This window comes from Streptomyces sp. x-80 (assembly GCF_046549095.1).
Classification (GTDB): Bacteria; Actinomycetota; Actinomycetes; order Streptomycetales; family Streptomycetaceae; genus Streptomyces; species Streptomyces celluloflavus.
Genome location: NZ_JAJPWM010000028.1, coordinates 1 through 17,610, shown reverse-complemented (window position 1 = coordinate 17,610; position 17,610 = coordinate 1). Strand labels below are relative to the sequence as shown.

The 17,610-nt window shown below is 70.4% G+C and carries 15 protein-coding genes and 2 pseudogenes; 8 read left to right on the top strand and 9 right to left on the bottom strand.

What is annotated here, in order from left to right:
* Positions 1 to 23: 23 nt before the first annotated feature.
* Positions 24 to 587: a serine hydrolase domain-containing protein gene (locus tag ACLJWH_RS37155; RefSeq protein WP_411146219.1), complete on the bottom strand. Its 564-nt coding sequence runs from the start codon at positions 585 to 587 to the stop codon at positions 24 to 26.
* A gap of 16 nt (positions 588 to 603) precedes the next feature.
* On the opposite strand from ACLJWH_RS37155, the gene ACLJWH_RS37150 reads away from it, so the two are divergent.
* On the top strand, positions 604 to 729 hold the full coding sequence (locus ACLJWH_RS37150) for a hypothetical protein (protein WP_411146218.1): 126 nt from the start codon (positions 604 to 606) through the stop codon (positions 727 to 729).
* A gap of 536 nt (positions 730 to 1,265) precedes the next feature.
* Positions 1,266 to 1,904, top strand: coding sequence for an endonuclease (locus ACLJWH_RS37145; RefSeq protein ID WP_411146217.1), 639 nt, complete (start codon positions 1,266 to 1,268; stop codon positions 1,902 to 1,904).
* Positions 1,905 to 2,068: 164 nt separating this feature from the next.
* Here the strand turns inward: ACLJWH_RS37145 and ACLJWH_RS37140 are convergent, their stop codons facing one another.
* Positions 2,069 to 2,389: a hypothetical protein gene (locus tag ACLJWH_RS37140; protein WP_411146216.1), complete on the bottom strand. Its 321-nt coding sequence runs from the start codon at positions 2,387 to 2,389 to the stop codon at positions 2,069 to 2,071.
* Positions 2,390 to 2,767: 378 nt separating this feature from the next.
* Here ACLJWH_RS37140 and ACLJWH_RS37135 point away from each other — a divergent pair, with 378 nt between their 5' ends.
* Positions 2,768 to 3,232, top strand: a complete 465-nt coding sequence (locus ACLJWH_RS37135; RefSeq protein WP_411146215.1) for an SLATT domain-containing protein — start codon at positions 2,768 to 2,770, stop codon at positions 3,230 to 3,232.
* Positions 3,233 to 3,257: 25 nt separating this feature from the next.
* Positions 3,258 to 3,587 (top strand): annotated as a pseudogene (locus ACLJWH_RS37130) (helix-turn-helix domain-containing protein); the annotation flags it as partial.
* Between the two features lie 515 nt (positions 3,588 to 4,102).
* On the opposite strand, the gene ACLJWH_RS37125 reads toward ACLJWH_RS37130, so the two are convergent.
* The 5 genes from ACLJWH_RS37125 to ACLJWH_RS37105 form a co-directional block, all read right to left on the bottom strand.
* A complete protein-coding gene (locus ACLJWH_RS37125) occupies positions 4,103 to 4,993 on the bottom strand; it encodes an MBL fold metallo-hydrolase (RefSeq protein WP_411146214.1) in 891 nt (296 codons plus the stop codon).
* A 774-nt stretch (positions 4,994 to 5,767) separates the two neighbouring features.
* Positions 5,768 to 7,081, bottom strand: a complete 1,314-nt coding sequence (locus tag ACLJWH_RS37120) for an NAD(P)/FAD-dependent oxidoreductase (RefSeq protein ID WP_411146213.1) — start codon at positions 7,079 to 7,081, stop codon at positions 5,768 to 5,770.
* 1 nt (position 7,082) lies between these two features.
* On the bottom strand, positions 7,083 to 7,991 hold the full coding sequence (locus ACLJWH_RS37115; RefSeq protein WP_411146212.1) for an NAD(P)-dependent oxidoreductase: 909 nt from the start codon (positions 7,989 to 7,991) through the stop codon (positions 7,083 to 7,085).
* 260 nt (positions 7,992 to 8,251) lie between these two features.
* Positions 8,252 to 9,502, bottom strand: coding sequence for a saccharopine dehydrogenase family protein (locus ACLJWH_RS37110; protein ID WP_411146211.1), 1,251 nt, complete (start codon positions 9,500 to 9,502; stop codon positions 8,252 to 8,254).
* 730 nt (positions 9,503 to 10,232) lie between these two features.
* Positions 10,233 to 10,814 (bottom strand): TetR/AcrR family transcriptional regulator, encoded by a 582-nt coding sequence (locus ACLJWH_RS37105; protein WP_411146210.1) that lies wholly within the window; start codon positions 10,812 to 10,814, stop codon positions 10,233 to 10,235.
* A gap of 238 nt (positions 10,815 to 11,052) precedes the next feature.
* Between ACLJWH_RS37105 and ACLJWH_RS37100 the strand changes: the two genes are divergently transcribed.
* Positions 11,053 to 12,354 (top strand): flavin monoamine oxidase family protein, encoded by a 1,302-nt coding sequence (locus ACLJWH_RS37100; RefSeq protein WP_411146209.1) that lies wholly within the window; start codon positions 11,053 to 11,055, stop codon positions 12,352 to 12,354.
* 541 nt (positions 12,355 to 12,895) lie between these two features.
* A pseudogene (locus ACLJWH_RS37095) lies at positions 12,896 to 13,150 on the top strand (GMC family oxidoreductase N-terminal domain-containing protein); the annotation flags it as partial.
* 171 nt (positions 13,151 to 13,321) lie between these two features.
* Here the strand turns inward: ACLJWH_RS37095 and ACLJWH_RS37090 are convergent.
* Positions 13,322 to 14,131: a LysR family transcriptional regulator gene (locus ACLJWH_RS37090; RefSeq protein WP_411146208.1), complete on the bottom strand. Its 810-nt coding sequence runs from the start codon at positions 14,129 to 14,131 to the stop codon at positions 13,322 to 13,324.
* A gap of 68 nt (positions 14,132 to 14,199) precedes the next feature.
* On the opposite strand from ACLJWH_RS37090, the gene ACLJWH_RS37085 reads away from it, so the two are divergent.
* Both ACLJWH_RS37085 and ACLJWH_RS37080 read left to right on the top strand, forming a co-directional pair.
* Positions 14,200 to 15,096, top strand: a complete 897-nt coding sequence (locus ACLJWH_RS37085; protein ID WP_411146207.1) for an NAD(P)H-binding protein — start codon at positions 14,200 to 14,202, stop codon at positions 15,094 to 15,096.
* On the top strand, positions 15,093 to 15,782 hold the full coding sequence (locus tag ACLJWH_RS37080; protein ID WP_411146206.1) for an SDR family oxidoreductase: 690 nt from the start codon (positions 15,093 to 15,095) through the stop codon (positions 15,780 to 15,782). Before ACLJWH_RS37085 ends, ACLJWH_RS37080 begins: the two co-directional genes overlap by 4 nt.
* 704 nt (positions 15,783 to 16,486) lie before the next feature.
* Here the strand turns inward: ACLJWH_RS37080 and ACLJWH_RS37075 are convergent.
* Positions 16,487 to 17,610 (bottom strand): AMP-binding protein (locus ACLJWH_RS37075; protein ID WP_411146205.1); only part of this gene is annotated, 1,124 nt, incomplete at its 5' end.

Sequence of the window (17,610 nt, the reverse complement as noted above, 5' to 3'; positions counted from 1 at the left end):
GCCATCGGGGTCCGGCCCGTGGGTCAGTGGCCGTGCCGGGCGATCGCGCGCAGGAAGGCGACGGTCTCCATCTCGCGGTTGGTGGCTTCGCCGGGGGACGTCCCGTACCGGCGGTTGGCGGAGAGCTTCACGATGGTGGTCCGGCTGACCGGATCGACGTAGACGAACTGGTTGTAGACGCCGATCGCGCTGAACTCGCCACGGTCTCCGGCCGGGATCCACCACTGGTAGCCGTAGCCGAGATCGATGTGCTGGCCGCCGGTCAGCGGGCGGCCGGGCTGAAGGTGCGGCGCGGTCGCGGTGACCGAGTCGCGCACCCACTGCGCGGGTACGACCTGCCGGCCCTGCCAGGCACCGTCGTTGCGGTACAGCTCGCCGAGCCTGGCGAAGTCGCGGGCGGTCAGGTTGAGCCCGGCGAAGGCGAGTTCCCTCCCGGCGGGGTCCAGCAGCCAGTAGCCCGCCGACGTCATGCCGAGCGGTTCGCACAGCTTCTCGTGCATGTAGTCGGCGACCGGGCGGCTGGTGGCGCGGGCCACCAGGCCCGCCGCGGACGGCTGGCCGCCCGAGGAAGCCTCCGCTCTGTCCACCCTTGTCCTCGCGCAGGTGCGGGGCCTTCAGCTCGATCTCCTCGTCTCCGGGGACCGCGCACGGGCGGACCGCGCCATCGACATCGCCGTCCGCCTCCTCGACCGCTCCATCCGGCCCGGAAGCGCAGCCGATCACCGGTAGACCGCCACGTCCCGTCCTCGTCCGCCTCCCTGTGGTGGTGCGACGAGCGGCCGCTCCAGCGCGCCCCCCACGTTCTCCCGACGGCTCGGCACCCGTAGCGCGCCGACAGGCGACTGGCCCCGAATCAGCGATGCGGCGTCTCCGCACCGTGGCGCGGGGCACAACCGACCGGTTCCTGCGCGCACTGCTCTCCGCGACGGCCGCGGTGCGCATGCCGTCAGCGGAATTTATCGTTGAAGGAACGGCCCGTGCCGGGCCGAGCGGCGCCCGCGCGCCCGCCGCGCGTGGTACCGCCGCCCGCCGTGCGCGCCCAGCGCCCGTTTCCACACTCCCGTATTTCGCGAGTCGCAGAAGAGCGAAGGAGGGATCGCCGTGCGGGCACCGGCCCACGTCGGACGGTGGGCCTTCCATGGGGTCTTCACCCTCCCACCGCCAGGAGAGGACGGACCCCGCGACGGCACCACGGGGATGCGGTCCGTCAGTGACTGATGCGGTCCGTCAGTGACGACGACCACGTCCGGAGAATGCGAGCCCTCATGAAGTCCGACGAGATCGTTTCCGAGTTGCTGTCCGCACACGGGCAGACATACGCCGCGGAAGCCGGAATCACACTCCGGGACAAACCCGCGCCGCTGTACCAGCTGCTGGTGTTCGCGACACTGTGCGCCATCCGGATCAAGGCCGAGACGGCTACGCACGCGGCCCAGGAACTGTTCGCGGCGGGTTTCCGCACGCCACGAGCGATGGCGGGCTCCGACTGGCAGGACCGGGTGGACGCGCTGGGCCGGGCCCACTACGTCCGCTACGACGAAAGCACCGCCACCGCTCTCGGCAGGGGGGCGGACATGGTGCTCGAACGCTGGCACGGCGACCTCCGGCGGATGCACGAAGAATCCGGCGGCGACCGTGGCAAGCTCCAGGAGCTGCTGCGGGAGGTCCCCAGGATCGGCCCGGTCGGCGCGAACATCTTCTGCCGGGAGGCCCAGGCCGTCTGGCCACACCTGCGCCCCTTCTTCGACGAGAGGACCTGTGAGACGGCGAAGAGTCTGGGACTGCCGCACACTCCCGACGGCCTCGGGCGGTTGGTGCGGCCGGACGACCACGCCCGACTCGCAGCCGCCCTGGTGCGCGTCGGCCTGTCGAAAGGCACGGTCCAGGAACTCCGAGCCGCATGAGCCGCGAGGCCCGCCCGCTCCTTCGGAGGGCACCTTGGAGCGCGTCGTCGCTGCTGCCCTCCATCGGAGCACCCCGTCGTCAGCGGGGAGGGCATTTTCTGACCTGCCGCCGGCATCGCCCCGCCCGACCGGTGGCCGCGGGTGCGGCGGCCTGAGGGTATCGGTCAGCTGCCCGTGCGCCGTACGGTCACGTCAGCCGGCGTGGACACCATGTGCGGCCTGTGCGGCGATCCGGTCAAGGCGGGCGACCTCATCAGCCGGATGCGCGCCCCAAGGACCCACGGTTCGTCCCGATGGGCCGGCTGTGCCGGCGCTGCCTGTACGAGCGGCGTGACAAGCCCCGGCGCCGCGACGTCCTGCTGCGGATTCTCCACCAGCTGTTCGCCGGCATCTCCGTCGGCCTCAATGGCTTCGAGTGCAACGTCCTGCTCGCGTGGCTGACCGAGGATCCGGCCCTGGCTGTGGTGTCTGAGGGCCTTGGTCACACGACGTCTTCGAGCGTGAGCTGCTGCGGGATGTTCGCGAGGGGTTCGGGTGGATGGTCGAAGACGCCCGACTCCCACCCCGCTTCCCGCGGGCCGAAGTTGCAGCTGAGCATCTTGACATCGTGCAGCAGCTCCGCCCTGTCAGTGGCCTGAGACCGTGCGTACTGCCTGGTGCCGCATCAGGCAATGTTCGCCCTCTGCCTTGCAGGGCAATGCAATTGGGGGACCTGATGTACGGCGACATGCCCCACGACGAGACGGCGGCCTGCGGTGCACTCTTGACAGTCGCTTCACAGTCGGGCGGGATGGTGGGTGCGCACGGGGCGCGGCTGTCGAGTCGGGGGGCACGTGGTGCAAGGTGTCGGTGGTCCGGACCACGTGGAGATACTGGAGCGTTGGGCCCGGGGCTTACAGATGCTCCATGTGGCTCACAACATCGCCTCGGAGCGGTTCCATCACTGGAACCGCGTCACCGGGATCTCCACAGCCATGCTGTCCGCAGTCGTCGGTACAACGCTCTTCGCCTCTCTCTCGGCCTCCGGCCTCAGCGGGGTTCGTGTGGCAGCCGGAGCCTCCAGCCTGCTGACGGCTGCGCTCAGTGCCGGGCAACTGGTCTGGAACTATCCCGAACTCGCCTCGCGCCACCGAGCAGCCGCAGTGCGCTACGCGGCCCTCCGCCGACAGGTCGAACTGCGACTGGCGAACCGGGACCAAGTGACCGAGACAGACGTCGACGTCACATCGACCGAGTGGGAAGAGATCGAGCAGTCTGCCCCACAGCTACCGATCGGTGTCCGCCGCCGCGCCAGGAAGGAGACCTCCAGAATCCCGCTACGTGCCTGAACACCGTGCCATCAGGCTTGTTGCGGTGGCAGAACGAGTGCGGGTGCGTGAGATCGACGATGACGAGGGCCGACGGCTGCTGCGGGTCATCCGCAGAGGCTCCGGGCCGGTGGTGACCTGGCGGCGGGCGCAGATGTTTCCGCTGTCCGCGCAGGGCATGCCCGTGGCGAAGATCGCCAAGGTGACCTTCACCAGCACAGACCGGGTCCGGGACGTTATCCACAACGTCAACGCCGACGGCTTCAACTCGCTCTACCCAAAGCACAAGGGCGGCCGTCCGAAGACCTTCACCCTGCCCGAGCGGCGCGAGATCAAGAAGATCGCCAAGTCCAAGCCAGCCGAACACGGCACATGGCGAGGTCCCTTCCTCATGTGCGGAAGGGACCTTGTGTGGAGCTGGCCGGGCGTGTCCGGTGATCGCGTAAGTCCCCGGCCGGGGCGGGCTGCCGCCCGACGGCGCTGTACCCGCGTGGCGTTCGGCGGTGGCGTGCTGCGCCGCCGCAGCCTCCCGGTACGGGTGGCCGGCATCGGCGGCTGCTTCTGGACGGCAGGGGCGCAGTCGCCCGCCAGTAGGCGTCGGGCTCGCTGACCTCAAGGTGCGGGATGTTGACGCGACACCGGGCCACCGCTGCCACGAAACCAGGACGCCGAGATCCTTGTCGAGCGGCTCCGCCGGCCGATGCCCGCTGGGAGTTGATCGCACCAGTACTGTCTGCCTGGCGCTTCGAGCGCCGCGGCAGGGCCAAGCCCCCACCGCCATTGCACCCACCCACGCGACCAGTCGGCGCGCACGTTCCACCTCCACGCAGTGCCCCTCGGGTTCAGCTCTGGGGCAATCGCCCGCGGGTGACCCGAGCCGCCGTCGCGGGCCTACGTCGCGCGAAATCGTCCCTCCTCCGCCTCCGCGACCAGCCCTCCGCTCATCAACCGGTCCAGGTGCTGTACCGCCGTCCTCCGCTCTACCGGCCTCACGTGTGGCCCTTCGACGTGGGGCCGGTAGACCAGCCGGTGTTCGGCGATCTCCTCGACGGTCCGGGGCTCGTTGAGGAACGAGAGGAGTGCCGCCTCCCGCTTCTCCACCACGCGGGCGAAGGCGTCGAGCCGACGTCGGAACTCCGTGGCGCCTTCGATCACGCCCTTCTGGTGAGACGTGCCGTACCAGCGCGCGTCGATCTCGCGGCACCGGCGCATCGACGCCTCGAAGTCCACGAGGCTGCTGCCGACGTCACCGTAGTACGGACCGAACGACGTCAGGTCGATGTCTGCCACGAACAGGAAGCCGTCCGGCTCGATCAGGAAGCCGCTGTGGCCTGCGGTATGGCCGGGGAGGTGCACGACGGTCACGGTGCGCCCGCCGAGGTCGAACACGGCGCCGTCTTCCAGCCCCATCGCCTCCGGACGTCCCCGCACGTGGAACTGGTCCCGCATTCCCTTGTCGGCCGCGTCGGCCGCGTCGGGCGGAAAGCCGTACCCGGCGACCAGTACCTCGCGGGAGCGCAGCGCGTCGAGGTCGCCTTCGTGGATGTGGACCGGCACCTCGTAGCTTCCGAGACCGGCGATATGGTCCTCGTGCGCATGGCTTACGAGGACCACGTCCGCGGGTGGTGCCGCTTCGACGAGCGACAGCGACGGATCGACGACCAGCGATTCCGTCGCGCCACGTACGAGCAGCGAGTTGCTGTACGGGTAGGCGCCCAGTTCAGCGCCGACGAGCACGCTGACCTCGCCGTATTCTGTTGCTGTGTATCCCGTGGTTCGCATGTCTGTGACTATCCCTTGAGTGCCGCCGTGACACCGGTCGGGGGGTCTGCCCAGCCGAACTCCGGGTAGGCGCCTCCGACGGACGTCATCGCACACCTCCGTACCCACCTCGTGCGAACGTCCGCGCCCATGGCACCCATCAATCCGGCGCCGATGGCCACGACGCCATCGGTCGTGGATCCACCGTTGGATTCAGGCACGTCAACTTCCCTTCTTCATCAGGGAACCTTGCTGAATCTTCATCAGGAACCTTGCCGAAACGTTGAGTTCGACCTCGATCGCTGTCGCAGCGTCGTCGGTTGAGCCGGGACAACGGCTGCGTAGGGCACCGGCCCGATGGTGCCCACGCCGGTCGGTCCGCCGCAGGCGATCCGATGGACCACTCCGGACATCTCGGTGAGGCGAGTCGAGATCACGGGTCGGGCCCTCCCGGTGTTGGCCAGGGTCCTCTGGGCCACCTGAACTCCAAGGGCGTTGGGGTGCATGCCATTCAGGGAGCTGACGGGTCCCCGCGGGGCAGCCGCGCGGGGACGCCGGTCAGTCCGGCTCGAATGTTGGTCATAGCCCTCTCTCCGTCGAGGAGGGCACCCACCTGCTCCGGCACGGCGAACTCTCCGCCCCCGCCCCTCCGTCAGCTTGTTCCGCGCCGAGGACCCGGCCGAGGACGACGGCAGCCGGCATGTGGGCTGTTGCCCAAGGTGTCCGGCCGGGGCGTCCGCGGTGCGGGCGGACGCGCCGGCTCGATGGACAGGAGAGGCCCCGGCGGTACGGACGTCAGCCCCTGAAGCTGTGGAGGCGGTCCGACATCCGGTCGATCGCCCAAGCGGCTCGCAGTGTCGGAGCGTTGAGGACCAGCGAGGGAGCAAACCGTGGCCGCGCTCGCCAGACGGCGCCGAGGTCGTCGTGGAGTTCATCGCCGGCGAGCCGGTCAGCGAGCAGCGTGCCGAGGTAGGGGGCCTGGGCGAGGCCGTGGCCGTTGCAGCCGATGGCGTAGAAGACGTTCCGCGTCGCTTCTCCCGCGACCGGCAGCCACGAGGGTGTCAGCGCGACCCACCCGCCCCACGCCCGTTGCAGCGCGACGTCGCGAAGGGAAGGGAACCGGTCGTAGAAGCCGCGGGCGAGGTCCGCCACGACCGCGGGGTCCGGCTCACGAGCACCCAGCGCTCCCCGTGCCGGCTGGAGCCGGCGAACACCGAACATGATCGTGCCGCGCGCGGTGGGACGGTAGCTCTGCATGAGGAGGTGCTGGGTGGCGATGCCGGAACGGCTCGTCCAGCCGGTCGCCGCCAGGCGTTCGGGCTTGATCGGCTCGGTCTCGGCCATGCTGACCCAGAGGGGTGTGGCCAGCCGCCTCGGGGCACTCGCGAGGTCGTGGGAGTAGGCATTGGTGGCGAGCACGACCCGCTCGGCACGGACGCGGCCTCCCGGCACGCTCACGACGACTCCCGCGCGACTGGGCTCCACCGCGCGCACGGCGGTCCGCTCGAACACCCTCGCACCCGACCCGAGGAGTGCCTCGCGGAGACCGAGCGCGAACTTCCCGGGGTTCAACAGCCCCCCGAGGCGCTCCAGGAAGCCACCGACGAACCCCTCCGGCAGACCCAGATCGTGGCCGTCGCCGAACTCGACGCCGGCCCCCGCGGTGTGGAGAATCCGCGCGTTGCGCCGCGCCTTCCGAAGCTGTCCCTTGGAAACGGCGGCCCCGACATTGCCCGTCGGCTCGTACTCGCAGTCGGTGGTGAGCCGCCCGATCAATTTCTCGGTGAAGTGGACGGCTTCCTCGGCGAAGTGGACGAGGGCAGGGAAGCGGCGCGGGTGCAGCGTGCTCAGAAGCTGAGGGTCGCCCGCCGGTGCACCCGTCAACTGGCCGGCGTTGCGCGAGGCCGCCCCGCAGCCGCAGAACCCGGCCTCCAGCAGGACGACATCGGCACCCCGCTCGGCCAGTCGCAGCGCCGCTGCCATGCCGGCGTACCCACCACCGACGACGGCGACATCGCACATGAGCTCACCCTCAAGCGCCGGCATGACATCGGTGGGGGGATCGACCCAGCCGGTGAACGCCGAGTACGTGACTCCCAGGGTGGTCACCTCACACCTCCTTGGCCGAATCGGCGCTGCCGACGACCGTGGTCTGGGCGGCGAAGCCGAGTGTTCCCAGGCCGGCTGCCTCGGCCAGCGCCAAGTTCTCGGTGGCCGCTTCGAGGAGCCGGGCCCGGTGGCCGGCTCCGCGCATGACGGCCAGGCCGGCGCGTGCCCCTTCTGCGTAGGTCGCGAGAGTCGCCTGGTCCGTTCGGTGGTTGCCGCTCGCGATCGCCGCGGCGGCCTCCTCCACAGCGCGCCGAAGGGTGCCGAGGGCCAGCTGGGTGTGCTCGCGCAGCGCCGCGGCGGGCACGCCTTGACCGAGCACGTAGGTCGCCCCCTCGACGTAGGCACTCAGTGCGGTGACGCCGAACGCGCCAATGACCCCGACGTCCAGCAGGCTGACGGCCGTCACCTGGTCGGAGACGTGACGCGGCGCCCCACCGAGGGCCGTGAGCGTCCGCTCGTGCTCCGACCAGGCCGCGGGCGAGCCCGAGAAGACGATCGTCGCGTCGGACGAGCCGATGTCCTGCGGGTAGCAGACGATGGCCCCGTCGAGGTACTCGGCACCTCGCTTCGCGGCCCAGCGCTCCAGCTCTTCGGCCTCGTCCGGCGTACTGCTGGCGAGGTTGACCAGCGTGGTGCCGTGCCAGCCGGCGGCGGGGGCGAGGGCCGAGAGCGTGGCTGCGCAGGTCGACAGGCAGGCGACGACCAGTCGTGACGATCCCACCGCGTCACCGACGGATCGCACCGGCCTGATGCCCTCACCGGCGAGCGCTTCCGCGCGTTCGGGAGTGCGGTTCCAGACCGCCACCGAGTACCCGCTCTTCGCGAATGCCCGCGCAAGAGCGGCACCCATCAATCCGCAGCCGATGACCGCGACATCGTGAGTTGTCAACCCACCATTGGCTTCGGACATGTCAGGCTCCTCTATTCGTCTGTGCGTCAACGATGTTGCGGTTTCACGGACGTCGGCAGAAGGCGAGCGCCCGGTTCGTGCCTGCCGGCTGCCGCCCGGCCACCCGGCCCCCGCCGGGGCCGGCGACCGCCTCGGCAGCGGGCACCGGGACACCCGGGGCATCGCCGTGCCCCGCCCTTGCGCACGGTCGCGGCATCGCCCCGGTGGGTGTTGAGGTCAGGAGTGTCCTTGCGGCAGCGCACCGCCTGGACGGGCTGGGCCTAACGCACCGACTCGACGATCTCGGCGCGCGGTGTGCCGACGCGCTCCAGGGCGGTGTAGAAGGCCGGCGGATCGGCCCAGTCTTCGGGGGCGAACGCTCCGGTGCGCGTGCCGTTGTCGTCGAGGGCCAGCACCATGAACGCGGCGCAGGAAGTACCCGTGATGGCGGCCATGTTGCGCATCAGGTACGCCCTCGGGCCGCTGAGGGGCGTGCGCCGGATGGCCACGGCCGGTCTGCCGTTGCGTGTGCCGGTGACGCGGGCCAGGAGGCCGCCGCGGTAGGGGTAGCTGCGTTGGAGGGCTGATGAGGCGAGGAATGCGGCCATCGTGCCCGCGCCGCTCTCGCCGCGGCGGATCTGGCCGATCATGCCGGACAGTGCGTGGCGCCAGCCCGTGGCGGTGCCGATGCGGTTTTTGAGGAGGTCCTCAAGGAAGCCGACCGCCTGGTGGACGGTCATCTTGCCGTCGTGGACGGCCAGGCCGAGGCCGCGTGCGATGCCGTTGAACGGTGCCGGGTCGAGCCCGCCCAGGCAGCGGATGCGTTGGGCCGTGGGATAGCGGCGGGGCAAGGTGACGGGTTCTGGGTGCGCGGTCTCGTACAGGAGGGTCTCGCCCAGACCGCCGCCCATCGGCGCAGCGCCGGTTTCGACCCACGACTCGTGCATGACCGGCCCGCCGCCCGACCACGTCAGGCAGTCGCCGGCACCGATGTGCATCAGGTGCTCCAGAACCGCCCGGCCGACCGCCGGTCGTTCGTCGCCGACCACCCAGCACACATCGATGTTCTCGACGGTGTCGAGTTCGCTCGCGGCGTCGACCGCCAGCACGTTGCTCATTCCCGGCGAGGCGCCGCAGCCGATGTAGAGCGGTACGCCGGCCTCCTGGGCCTGGTTGTCGAGGGCGAGTGCGGCCCGGGTGCTCTCCACATCGTCGTCGAAGTCGAGGTAGGGCACCCCCGCTTCCAGGCAGGCTGAGACGACGGGTTCGGAGGTGCGGATGTAGGGCCCCGCGCCCAGGACGACGAGGGCGGCGCCGTCGATCACCTGGAGGAGGTCGGCGCGGTCGTAGAGGTCCAGTCGTCGGACCGTGGCGCGTCCGGCCGGCAGCCGTGTGGTGAGCGGTTCGAGGATCTCGGGCCGGATGTCGGCGAGGGTGAGTGCCCAGTCGCCGTCCGCGCGGGCGAAGCGTTCGATGGCCACCCGGCACATCTCGCCGGCGGCTCCGATGAAGACCACCCGCCGGGCCGTCATGCGGTGGCTCCGGCGATTCCTTCGTTGATCAGCACAACGTCATACCTGTTGGCCATGGCCTCTCCGTTTCCGGTGCCGTCGCCGTATGTACGCGGCGAGATACGTGTCGCGGTCAGCTGTGCAGGCCGAGAGCGCGAGATTCGATCTCGAATCGGATTTGAGTTTAGCTCTGACTGAGGCTCCGTCAAGGTCGCGTCGTCGATACCGTCATCGACCCACTGCGCGGCTGCTTCCGCTGGCATCCGGCCTGCGCCGAGCGGTAGTTCGCTCCGGTTTACGGGGAAGCCGGGCCCCGGCCCGCTCCGGAGTCCGGTCGGGTTGACCGGTGAGTGGCTGTGCCGGGTGGAGCCACGCTCGCGCAGGCTGCTTCTGGGCGGCGGTAGCGGCGGTAGCGGAGGTAGTGGCGGGGAAGTGGGGGGCGAGGGGGAGGAGGAGGGTCAACTCGTGACCGAGTGCCCTCGCGCGTCGAGGGGCTCGATCTCCCGGCCTCTCGACGCTGAAGATGCGCCTTGGGTCACAGGGGTGCAGCGATTCGCGTCGGCGGGCGCGCTGTAAAGGGGTTGGTCGCGCGCGTCGTGACAGGACATGCGCTCCGGGGCGCGCGGCGGCAGGCCGGCGGTGTCGCGGACCAGGAGGGGTCACCGTGCGAGCGGTGCCCCCTCCTGGTCCAGGTCCAGGCGGCCGCTCGCGCGCCGGTTCTCCGGCGGCCGGTCCCCGGCGGATCGGTGCGTCAGTCGCGTCGCCCCGGCGCTTGCGCGGCGTAGGTCTGGAGGTAGGCGGTGATGAGGCGTCGGGTTTCGTCGATCGTGGCCGCGTCGCCGGTCCGGGTGCGCCGGAACGCGACCTCGAAGAGCCGGTTGCCGGCGTCCCAGGCGAGCCGCAGGACGAGTGGGGGGGTGTCCGCGGGGAGGAGGTTCTTCTCGACGAGGAAGTGCCATAGCCGGTCTGCCTGTGACGCGTCGAAGGTGCGGACCAGTTCGTCGATCGTCTCGGTGCTCCTCGCGAACCACAGCTCGGCGCAGCTCGGGTGCCGGCGGAAGTAGGCGCGCTGCGGGTCGATGACGGCGTCGACGGCGTCGCGAAGCGTGCGCGGCCCGGGGTTGTCCAGGGCGGCGGCGATGAGGGCGTCGAGGTCGTTCACGTGGCGCCGCACGAGTTCGGCGTCGACCTGATGCCGGTCGGAGAAGTAGTGGTAGACGGAGGCGGTGGGGATGCCTGCCCGTTCGCCGACGGCCTTGAGTGTGGCGGCCTCGTAGCCCTGCTCGGCGAGCAGGTCTTCGGCGGCGTCGAGGATGGCCCGTCTGCGTTCCACCCCGCGACGCTGCGTCCCCGCCGAGCGGGCTGGTGCCTGGATTGCCGGATTCTTCTCGAACACGATTCGGGATCGTATCAGTCGCTCTCTCAACTTCCGTGCCGGTCAAGGTTGACAGGCTTTGCGTGGGTCATAAACTCGAACTCGATTCGAGATCGGATCTTGCCTCTTGGTCAGGCCGGTCGCGATACGGATCTCGCCGAGCACGGAGGGCGAGGACAACAGAACGGAGCGGGTCATGGCTCACAGTTGTGACGTTGTGGTGATCGGTGCCGGCTTCGCCGGCGTCACCGCGGCACGGGACCTCAGCGCCGAGGGGCGCTCGGTGATCCACCTCGAAGCGCGCGGCAGGGTCGGCGGCCGGACCCACACCGGCGAAGCCTTCGGTCGCGAAGTGGAGTTCGGCGGCACCTATGTGCACTGGACCCAGCCGAACGTGTGGCGTGAACTCCAGCGCCACAACATCCCGTTGGCGCGGCCACTGGACGTCGACACCGTGCACTGGCTGGCCGGCGGCACGGTGCACTCCGGCAACCAGACCGACTACCACAGCGCCGTCGCTCCCCTCACGGCCCAGTTCTTCGCCGACGCACGAACGTGGTTCCCCCGGCCGTTCGACGTGTCCGCGGTCGACACCAGCGCGATCGAGAAGGAGACGCTCGCGGGCCGGCTCGACTCGCTGAACCTGTCCGACCACGACCGGGACGTACTCGACGGTGTGCTGGCCACGCTGGTCCACTCCTACAGCGAGCAGGGCCTCGCGCAGATGCTTCTCTGGGCCTCGGTGAACTTCGGAGAGTGGGGTGCGTTCCTGGAGGCCGCCGGTCACTGCCCGATCAAGGGCGGAACCAGGAGGCTCATCGATGCCGTCCTCGGCGAATCGACCGCCGAACTCCGCCTGTCCACGCCCGTCAGCGCCATCGAGGACGACGGTTGCGGTGTCACCGTGACCACCCGCGCAGGCGAGCAGATCCGGGCCCGTGCGGCCGTCGTCGCGCTGCCGCTCAACACCTTGAGCGAGGTGACGATCACCCCTGAGGTCGCTGCGCCGGTGCGCGCCATGATCGACCGGAGGCACCCGATGAGGACCGCCAAGATCCTGGCGAGGGTCAGGGGCGAGATCGAGCCCTTCTACGCCTTTGCCCCGGTCGGCAAGAACCCCGTCAATACCGCCAGGGTGGAGTACCGGCACGAGGGCGACACGCTCGTCGTGTGCTTCGCCTCCGACGCCTCGGCCCTCAGCGCCGAGGACCGCGAGGGCGTGCAGGCCGCGCTACGGACCTTCGTCCCCGACATCGACGTACTGGAGACAGCCGGCCACGACTGGGTGGGCGACCCGTACTCCCAGGGAACATGGGTCCATCACCGCCCCGGGAGCCTGACCCAGGCCGCTCCGCAGCTGCGTAAGCCCCACGGGCGCATCCACTTCGCCGGAGGCGATATCGCGACGCTGGGCGTCGGGGGGATCGAAGGCGCCATGGAAACCGGCGCCGGTGCCGCCCGCGACATCGCCGCAGCGCTGGACAACGGCTCGTACTGAGCAGGCCCGTCCCCGTCGGGGCACATCCATGGCCGGTCAAGGAGCATCCATGGCCGACAAACTCGCGGGGCAGACCGCGATCGGCACCGATGCCGGTATCGGCTTACTGGCAGCGCCGATCGCCCAACGACCGGTCACCGATGGCGCGAGGGAGAGAGGGAGTTCCACGACGTACGGTGCCGGTCGGCGACCCGATCGGAGAGGAGAGCGCCGGGTGGCGATGGCCCGGGGCCGGCGTGGGTCCGGAGCGCATCTTTCGCCAGTACCGGTAGCGAGGCGCTCGTCTTCGACCGCCGCGGCTCCGGCAGCCACTTCAGCCAAAGGGGAGGGAGTGAACAGCTATGACTACGTCATCGTCGGCGCCGGATCCGCGGGCTCCGTGCGGCGGCACGGTTGTCGGAAGACCCCGAGGTCCGGGTGGCGGTGATCGGGGCGGGCGGCCCCGACGCCGCGCAGGAGATCCACATCCCGGCCGCCTTCCCCCAGTTGTTCAGGACCGGCCTCGACCGGGACCTCGACTCCGACCCGGAGCCGGGGATCGGTGGCCTACCTGCCCCGGGGCAGGACGTTCGGCGGAGCCAGCTCGATGAACGCGGTGATCTACATCCGGGGCAACCGCGCGGACCACGACGGCTGGGCCGCGGCCGGGGCCACGGGCTGGTCGTACGCCGATGTGCCGCCGTATTTCCGGCGCTCCGAGGACAACCAGCGCGGCCAGGACGATTTCCGCGGGGTGGGCGGGCCGCTGACGGTCGGCGACGGCAGGTCCGCACACCCGCAGCGTCACGGTTTCGCCAGAGGGTGTGGCGGCGGGGCATGCCGCCCTGCTCGTTCTGGCCGGTACGGCAGGTGCCGTCGAGGGCGAAGTGGCGCGGGACGGTGGACCGCGCCTCCCACTGTGGCGCTGTTGATCGTGATGGTGTTCACGCCAGTGGCCGGGAAGCCGCCGACGGCGGCCGCTGATGGCTCAGGGGGTCCGCAGTGTCGCGGTGGCGATCTCCAGGAAGTCGCGCAGCAGCTTCTCGCGCCGGTCCGCGAGGACGGCCAGGCACGTCTGGATCCCCGGGGCATCCGTGACGGTGACGTGGGCGAGGTCGGGGCGGGAGTAGGACCGCGCGACGCTCCGCGGGATGAGTGCGATGCCGTGTCCGGAGGCGACGAGCTCGAACTTTTCGTCTGGCGAAGACGCTCGCTGCCTCGGTACGTCGAGCATGCGCTCGTCGGCGAGGTCCGCGGAGGTGAGCTCCTGACGGCGCGCCAGCGGGTGCGCCGCGGGCATGCAGGCGACCCTGGGCTCGTGGCCGATGGGGATGGTGTGCAGCCCCGATTCGTCGAACGGCCGCCGTAGGTACCCGACCTGGGCCCGGCCGTCCCGGAGCGGTGCGTCCTGCTCCCACCAGCGTGCCGGGACGACGTCGGTCTCGACGTCCGGGTGGCGCGACGTGAACGCCCGGATCGCATCCGACACATGCAGCCCGGGGGAGAAGGCGACCACGAGCCGTTGGACGGCCTGATCGGCGTCGTGCACGCGCCGCACCGCCGCCGCGACGGCCGCGAGGATCTGCTGCGCCTCCTCGTGGAGCTGCTTCCCGGCGGCGGTCAGCTCCACGCTGCGGGTGGTCCGCACGAGCAAAGTGCACCCCAACTCCCGCTCGAAGGACCGGATCTGACGGCTGAGGACCGGCTGGGCGATGTAGAGCTGTTCCGCCGCCCGGCCGAAGTGCCGGTGCTCGGCCACCGCGACGAAGTAGCGGAGCTTGCGCAGATCGAGATCCATACCTTGAGGGTATCAATGTGCCGGAAGGGTATTGGACGGCCGCGGGTGGCCGCCCCGAGACTCGAAACATGATCGTCATCACCACTCCCACCGGCCAGATCGGCAGCCGGCTGCTGGACATCCTGCTCAAAGAGGCCCCCGCGCGCGGTGAGGAGCTGCGCGTCATCGTGCGCGACCCCGGGAAGCTCCCCGACGCGGTCCGCGCCCATGTCGACGTCGTCACCGGCTCGCACGGCGACGCCGAGGTCGTCGACCGGGCCTTCACCGGCGCCGACGCCGTCTTCTGGCTGGCTCCGCCAAACCCGCGGGCGCCGAGCCTGGACGCCGTGTACTCCGGGTTCACCCGCACTGCCGCCAAGGCGTTCACGGCCCATGGAGTCGGACACGTCGTCGGCGTCTCGGCGCTCGGCCGCGGCACCCCCGTCGCCGGCCGCGCCGGGCACGTGACCGCGTCGCTGGCCATGGACGACCTGATCGCGAGCACGGGCGTGGCCTACCGTGCGCTGGCAAACCCGACTTTCATGGACAACCTGCTGTGGCAGGCGGCTTCGATCCGCGACGAAGGCGTGTTCACCGGCACCGTCGCCGCCGACCGCAAGGCACCGACGGCCGCCGTCCGGGACATCGCCGCGGCCGCCGCCGGCCTGCTGCTCGACCGCTCGTGGACGGTGACGGGCGAGGTCCCGGTGCTGGGGCCCGAGGACCTTTCGGCGCACGACATGGCGCGCATCATGTCCGATGTGCTCGGCCGCCCGATCCGCTACGAGCGGCAGACGCTCGACGACTTCCGCGCCGCACTCGCCGGACGCGGCACCGGGGACGCGTTCGTACAGGGCTACGTCGACATGATGCGCGCCAAGAACAACGGTCTCGACGACGGCGTACCGCGCACCCGTCAGACCGCGAGCCCGACGACCTTCCGCGAGTGGTGCGAAGAGGTTCTCCAGCCGGCGGTCCAGGCATGACCGCCAGAACCGCTCTCATCGTCGGGGCATCCCGCTCCCTCGGACTCGGCCTCGCCACCGAGTACGCGCGCCGCGGCTGGGACGTCATCGGAACCGTCCGGGGCGACCGGCGCACCGGCCTCCACGACCTGGCCGAGGCATCCGGGGGCCGGGTCACCGTCGAGTCGCTGGACATGACGAAGCCGGAACAGGTCGCCACGCTACGCGAACGCCTGGCGGGGCACACGCTCGACCTGCTGTTCGTCAACGCCGCCATCACACGGGGCAACATTCCCGTCGGCGACGTCCCGACGGAGATGTTCGTCGAGGTCGTGGTCACCAACGCACTCAGCCCGATGCGCGTGATCGAGTCCCTCCGCCCGCTGGTCGCGCCGACCGGGACCATCGGTGTCATGTCCTCGCGCCAGGGCAGCCTCAGCCTGAACACCAACGGCGGTCAGGATGTCTACCGCGCCAGCAAGTCCGCCCTGAACCAGCTGATGCGCAGCTACGCCGCCCGGTACGCCGACGCCGCGCACACACTGCTGCTCATCTGCCCCGGCCATGTCCGCACGGAACTCGGCGGACCGGAGGCACCGCTGACCATCGATCAGTCCATCCCGGGTGCAGTGGAAACGATCAACCGTCACAGCGGCGAACCGGGCCTGAAATTCCTCAACTACCAGGACCAGCCCGTGCCCTGGTAGCAGCCGTCGGCGTGATGTCCCGGCCAGGAGACGACCGCAGGCCGGTGGCCCGTTCCTGTCGACCACTGTGTCAGCGGCGCCGGCGCCGGCGGCGTTCGCGGTGCGGGTGACCGCGTCGGCGGGCTGCACTCCGCAACCTGGAGGGGACAGTGGAGACGCTCAGCCCACCGGGGACGACCGTTCCTCGTCGGACCGCACCACCGGATCAGGCTTCGGGCTCGGCATCGCCACACCCTGCAACCCACAACGAACTGCCGGCTCATAGCACCGGCCGATGCCGGCCACGCCCGGAAGGCGTGGCCGGCATCAGTGAGCCGGGTGCGAGCAGGTTCACGCCATGGGGAATCCGGTGCTCGCCAGGGAAACGGCGTGGGTACGTCATGACAGCGAGGCCGGTGCACCACCACCGCGTGCCATCGGTGTGGACCTGACGGCGAGACGGGCGGTGCTCAGGCGCCGCTGAGAATTCCCGACGGAATGCGCGCTCGGAGCCCGGTGCGCGCCAGGTGTCCGGAGCCTCACGGGTAGCGACGGAGCCGCTCGATGCGGCGGTCACTTCTGCCTCGCCGAGCGGAGCGCGCAGGTGATCGCGGCACCGCGTGAGGATCTGACGGGCTTCCAGGAGCGTTCCCGGATCGGCGCCGAGCGCTGATCCGGGTCGGGAGGGGTGCACGCGCCGGACGCGAGGGCGCGTGCACGCCAGGTCAGCGACCGCCGGTGAAGCGGGCGGTGAGTTCCCGCTTCAGTACCTTGCCGCTCGGCCCGAGGGGGAAGTCCTCGACGAACTCCACCAGGCGCGGGTACTTGTGCGCGGCGACTCGCTGCCTGCTCCAGGACACGATGTCCGCGGCCAGCGCCGCGTCCGGGTCCGTGCCCGGCCGCGTCCGCACCACGGCACACACCTCCTCGCCGTACTTGTCGTCGGGGACACCGATGACCGCGACCTGGGCGATGGCCGGGTGGCGCACCAGCACGTCCTCGACTTCGCGCGGATAGACGTTGTAGCCACCGCGCAGCACCATGTCCTTCTTGCGGTCGACGATGGTCAGACAGCCGTCGGCGTCCTTCACTCCCAGATCACCCGAGCGGAACCAGCCGTCGACCAGTACGGCCGCGGTGGCTTCCGGCCGGTTGAGGTAGCCGGCCATGACGTTGTGGCCGCGTATGACGATCTCCCCGACCTCCCCGGCCGGCAGCAGCTCGATACGGTCCTCGACGCCGGCGGCGGCGATCTCCGCCTCCACGCCCCAGATGGGGCGCCCCACGGTGCCGGGCCTGCGCGGCCACGCCTTCTGGTTGTACGCCACCACCGGCGAGGTCTCGGTGAGGCCGTACCCCTCGTAGATCGGGCAGCCGTAGACCTCCTGGAACTCCTCCAGCACCTTGACCGGCAGCGCCGAACCGCCGGAGAAGGCGCGGTCGAGGACGGGGCGGCGGGCGTCGTGGGCGGCGGCGTCGAGGAGGGCCAGGTACATGGTCGGGACGCCCATGAACACCGTGCAGCCCTCGGTGACCATGAGGTCGAGCGCGCCGGGGCCGTCGAAGCGGTTCATGAGGACCAGGGTGCCGCCGGCCAGGAAGCAGGCGCTCATGCCGCAGGTCTGGCCGAAGGTGTGGAACAGCGGCAGGCAGCCGAGCAGCACGTCGTCGGGGCCGAGGTCGAAGGGCGAGCGCATGGTGGTGCTGACGTTCATCACCAGATTGAGCTGGGTGATCATCGCGCCCTTGGGCCGGCCGGTGGTGCCCGAGGTGTACAGCACCAGGGCCAGATCGTCGGGCGCGCGCGGCACCAGGCGGTCCAGGGGCGCCGCCCGTTCGGCGAGGACGT

Bases quoted from the DNA above. Each gene is read 5' to 3' on its own strand.
- ACLJWH_RS37145 (WP_411146217.1), top strand. From the start codon at position 1,266: ATGAAGTCCGACGAGATCGTTTCCGAGTTGCTGTCCGCACACGGGCAG.
- ACLJWH_RS37125 (WP_411146214.1), bottom strand. From the start codon at position 4,993: ATGCGAACCACGGGATACACAGCAACAGAATACGGCGAGGTCAGCGTG.
- ACLJWH_RS37115 (WP_411146212.1), bottom strand. From the start codon at position 7,991: ATGTCCGAAGCCAATGGTGGGTTGACAACTCACGATGTCGCGGTCATC.
- ACLJWH_RS37110 (WP_411146211.1), bottom strand. From the start codon at position 9,502: ATGACGGCCCGGCGGGTGGTCTTCATCGGAGCCGCCGGCGAGATGTGC.
- ACLJWH_RS37100 (WP_411146209.1), top strand. From the start codon at position 11,053: ATGGCTCACAGTTGTGACGTTGTGGTGATCGGTGCCGGCTTCGCCGGC.
- ACLJWH_RS37090 (WP_411146208.1), bottom strand. From the start codon at position 14,131: ATGGATCTCGATCTGCGCAAGCTCCGCTACTTCGTCGCGGTGGCCGAG.
- ACLJWH_RS37085 (WP_411146207.1), top strand. From the start codon at position 14,200: ATGATCGTCATCACCACTCCCACCGGCCAGATCGGCAGCCGGCTGCTG.
- ACLJWH_RS37080 (WP_411146206.1), top strand. From the start codon at position 15,093: ATGACCGCCAGAACCGCTCTCATCGTCGGGGCATCCCGCTCCCTCGGA.